The organism is Acidobacteriota bacterium, from assembly GCA_029861955.1.
Lineage (GTDB): Bacteria > Acidobacteriota > Polarisedimenticolia > Polarisedimenticolales > Polarisedimenticolaceae > JAOTYK01.
This window is the reverse complement of the sequence record JAOTYK010000085.1, coordinates 1-3,953: the sequence shown is the minus strand read 5'-3', so window position 1 is coordinate 3,953 and position 3,953 is coordinate 1. Positions and strand designations below refer to the sequence as shown.

At 62.5% G+C, this 3,953-nt stretch carries 6 protein-coding genes; all 6 read right to left on the bottom strand.

Features of this window, described 5'->3' with window-relative positions; genetic code table 11:
• Positions 1 to 351: asparagine synthetase B (locus OES25_17530; protein MDH3629438.1), on the bottom strand; the 351-nt coding region annotated here is incomplete at its 3' end.
• A 72-nt stretch (positions 352 to 423) separates the two neighbouring features.
• The gene (locus tag OES25_17525; GenBank protein MDH3629437.1) at positions 424 to 1,293 is read right to left on the bottom strand and encodes a glycosyltransferase family 2 protein; all 870 of its coding nucleotides are present in this window, start codon (positions 1,291 to 1,293) and stop codon (positions 424 to 426) included.
• Complete coding sequence (locus OES25_17520; GenBank protein MDH3629436.1) at positions 1,286 to 2,035, bottom strand: hypothetical protein; 750 nt, start codon at positions 2,033 to 2,035, stop codon at positions 1,286 to 1,288. The genes OES25_17525 and OES25_17520 overlap by 8 nt, the downstream gene beginning before the upstream one ends.
• On the bottom strand, positions 2,017 to 2,643 hold the full coding sequence (locus OES25_17515) for a hypothetical protein (GenBank protein MDH3629435.1): 627 nt from the start codon (positions 2,641 to 2,643) through the stop codon (positions 2,017 to 2,019). Before OES25_17515 ends, OES25_17520 begins: the two co-directional genes overlap by 19 nt.
• 60 nt (positions 2,644 to 2,703) lie before the next feature.
• Positions 2,704 to 3,678 (bottom strand): polyphosphate kinase 2, encoded by a 975-nt coding sequence (locus OES25_17510; GenBank protein MDH3629434.1) that lies wholly within the window; start codon positions 3,676 to 3,678, stop codon positions 2,704 to 2,706.
• 16 nt (positions 3,679 to 3,694) lie between these two features.
• Positions 3,695 to 3,953, bottom strand: a 259-nt coding sequence (locus OES25_17505) for a Na/Pi cotransporter family protein (GenBank protein MDH3629433.1), incomplete at its 5' end; no start/stop codon positions are given.

Here is a 3,953-nt window from a genome sequence, read left to right as displayed (position 1 = left end):
ATCGCGGGCCAGCACGACACGCCCTTTGCCTCGATCGTGGACCGCCACGGCGAACATGCCATTCAGCTTCTCGAACGCGCCGTCGCCGAACTCCTCCCACAGATGGACGATGACCTCGCCGTCGGTCCGGGACGCGAAGCGATGACCGCGCTGCTCCAGTTCTTGTCGCAACGCCTGGAAGTTGTAGATCTCGCCGTTGTAGACCGCCACGACGCTGCCATCTTCGTTGCGGATCGGTTGCGCGCCGTGCTGTGGATCGATGACCGACAGACGTCGCATGCCGAAACTGACATTGGCGTCGTTGTGAAATCCGTCATCGTCGGGTCCGCGGTGGACCAGACGTTCCGTCATTTTTTGTACGGCAGCTTCGCGGTCCGACGATTGGACACCGAGTGAGACGAATCCGGCAATCCCACACATGGATCAGCGGCCGTCGCGACCCATCTGTCGTCGAAGCGCCGCGACCTGGTCGATCTGGAACCCCATCAGGGTCACGATCAGGCCGGCGAGCAACAGCAGGATGGCGCCGGCGGAGAACTGGTAGGCGACCACGATCGTGCGAATCGACCAGGCGACGCCACCCAGCAACAGGAGGCCTCCGAGCGGCAGGTAGAGCTTGAGTGGATGGAATAGATGCACGATGCGCACGATGATGGCCAGGAACTTCACGCCATCGCGGATCGGTCGGATGCTGCTCTCGCCACCCTCGGCGCGGGAGTCCGCCTCGATCGTCACGAACGACACGCTGTAGCCATCGGTCAGCAGCGCCAGCGTGCTGGTACTGGGGAAGGAGAACCCGTTGGGGTACAGCCCCATGTATTGCATGACGGTGGACACCCGAAACACACGCAGACCGGAGGTCAGGTCTCGCACGCGGTGCCCCGAGAGATAGCTGGCCACACGGTTGAGGACTGCGTTGCCCAACCGTCGTGTGATCGAGTAGGTCGGCTTAACGCGTGTGCCGACGACCATGTCCGTGTCCGCCAGTTGATCGAAGAGCTTGCGCAGATCCTGCGGCCGGTGCTGACCGTCGGCGTCGATGACGGCACCCAGGTCAGCGTTGGCATGACGCAGCCCTGATTTGACGGCCGCGCCGTTGCCCTTGTTGTAACGATGACGGATGACCCGCGCACCGACGGCGGTGGCGCGTTCTACGGTCTGATCGGTGGAGGCGTCATCGACGACCAGGACCTCGACATCGATGCCCTCGAAGGCCTGCCGCGTTCCGCGAACGACGTCGGCAATGGAGGTTTCTTCGTTGTATGCCGGTACGATGATGGTGAGTTCAGGCATGGGCGGCTCGGGAGTCAGAGTTTAGCACCGAAAGGGCTGCCGCAATCAGGATCGCCGGAGCACAGAGCAGCGCGTACCGCAAACACATCGCCGCAAGCACCGGTAGGACCAGCGAGTAGAACCAGAAGAAGCCCAGCAGCAGCTGCGCACCACGATCGCAGCGGGAGCGGATACACAGCTGGATGCCGGTCGTGGCGATGGCCAGGATGGACCAGATGATCCAGACCCAGGGCGCGTAGCGGACGTGATCCGGCTGGTTGTAGTTCATGCGCGCCTCCATCAACGTCTCGACCCGCGGAGAGATCGCGATGACCTCGGGGATCATCACCGTCTTGAAGACGTTGGGGATGACGAAGCGCTCGATGTAGCCCCACGGGTTCTCGAGGAGGAGTCGCACCGAGGTTTTTTCCAGGCTGGCCGAAAGATCCAGGTTGTCCTGGATCGATCGCACGTGGGCCCGGGCATAGTTGTCAAAGGCACTATCGGGGTGGTGGATCGTATTGCTCTCGATGGCGTTGAAGGTCGAAAACTCCGCGATGTCGCGAGTCGCCAGGAACTTTTCGAACTCGGTCCGCGGGTTATCCCGAATCGAGGAGTCGGGGTACAGCACCGAGACACTGTTCCACAGGTTGACTCCTGCGAAGTTGCCCATCCCGAACACGTTGTATTCCTTCCAGTAGGCGTACTTCATCGGCAGGATCATGACCTGCAGGACCAGGAAGATCACGATCGTGTGCAGCACCGCGCGCAGGATCCGTTTTGGACCCGGTGCCACAGGGAGGCGAGCGCGAAGAACCCGGGGAAGATGATCGCCGCAAGCCGAACCGAGTAGATCGCCGCTAACCAGACACCGATCAACAGGACGAGGGTTCGGCGGTTGTCCGTGCGCTCTTCGCGGAGGTACTGATGGACCAGGCAGAGCCACAGCAACGTTCCCGGGATGAACAGGGCCTCGGACATCAGGTTGGCGGAGAAGAACGACGTGATGGGGTCGATGGCGAACAGGATCGCCAGGATGCGGGTCTCGCGGGGGCTGCGGCCGAAGTGGGCGCAGGCCAGGGCCAGCCCGGCGGCCATCACGACCGCCTGAACGGCGGCGACGAAGTAGGCCTGGGGCCAGATTCCCTCCAGCCAACGGAGCAACCAGCCGTAGATCGGTGGGTGGTGGAAGGTCAGGGATTGTCCGAGATAGGTGGCGGTGTCCATCTCGTAGGCCGGGCCGCGCCAGACAAGCCAGGCCAGTTTGCCTATTAAGATGATACCGCCGAGTGTCGCCAGGCCCCGGAGGTCCAGGGGGAACGTCGCGCGCAGGGCGCGAAGGGGTGAGGTTAGGTAGCGGTCGGCGGACACTTTGGGCGCTCCCCGGACGAATATCCTGAACGGAGGGCCCACGATAGCATCGGGGGCTCACTAGGCCAGGAAGCGGCCGTGCTTCTTGCGTTGCTTCTCCATGATCTGCAGTTCGCGGTTCCCCGTGACGACGATCTTGTCGTCCAGCTTCATGTCGAGCGTCCGACTGCGACCCCGATAGGAGACCAGGTTGAGGATCAGCTTGATCGTCTCCCGGCGTGCCAGCCGCTTGTCGTCCGAACGGATGATGTGCCACGGCGTATTCGGCGTGTGGGTCTTCTGCAACAGGCGATACTTCTTCTCGGTGAACTCGTCCCACAGCGCCTGCGCCTGCAGGTCGACCTCGCTCAACTTCCACTGTCGTAGGGGATCGTTGCGTCGGCGTTCGAAGCGTCGCTGCTGCTCTTTCTTGGAGACGGAGAAGTACAGCTTGATCAGCGTCGTCGGCCCATCTTCGATGATCCGTTCCTCGTAGCCCACAACCCGCTTCATGAACGCGCGGTGCTGCTTGGGCTTGCAGAAGCCCATCACCGGCTCGACCATCGCGCGGTTGTACCAACTGCGATCGAACAGCACCAGCTCGCCCGCGTGGGGAAACTGCTCGATGTAACGCTTCATGTAAAGCTCGGTCTTCTGCTCGGCGGTCGGCTTCCCCAGCGCGACCGTCCGGTAGCGCTTCTCGTTGAGATAACGCGTGACACGACGGATCGTGCCGCCCTTCCCGGAAGCGTCGCGGCCATCGAACAGGACAATGATCTTGCGGCCGGTGTTCTCGATGTGCGCCAGCATCTTGATCAGTTCGGCCTGGTACGGCTTGAGTTCTTCCTGCTCGAAATGACGCTGGAGCGCTCCCTTGACGACGCGACCAATCTCCTTCCCGGTCAGCTGTCGGCGGGCAGAACGCGCCGCGGCGGTCGGTTCGGTCAGCGGCAGGTCCTCGATGATTCGCGAGACCGCGTCGCGGATCTGAGAAGACGATCCGGAAGTTCGGGCCGCGTCCTTCGGTGTTCCCTTCTTCTCGATGCGTGGTGTCATCGCATGCCACTCCTTCTCAGTCGTCCTCGCGCAACTCCATCGCCGGGATCGCCGCCCGGGCCATCCGCTTGGCAAAATAGAAGATGCGCTTCAGATTCTGTAAGACGTCGGTCTCGATGCGGTAGTTCGGAAGTCGGTGCGGCTCCAGTGCGACGAGGCGGCGGGCCTGATGCGCTGCGGCCTCATCCGCAAGCCGATTGATCTTCTGTTTCATCTGGACGACGGCCTGCGACGCGTCCTCGCTCTTTGTCGTCACCGCTTCGACGGCGGTCGCC

Bases quoted from the DNA above. Each gene is read 5' to 3' on its own strand.
- OES25_17510 (MDH3629434.1), bottom strand. From the start codon at position 3,678: ATGACACCACGCATCGAGAAGAAGGGAACACCGAAGGACGCGGCCCGA.
- OES25_17525 (MDH3629437.1), bottom strand. From the start codon at position 1,293: ATGCCTGAACTCACCATCATCGTACCGGCATACAACGAAGAAACCTCC.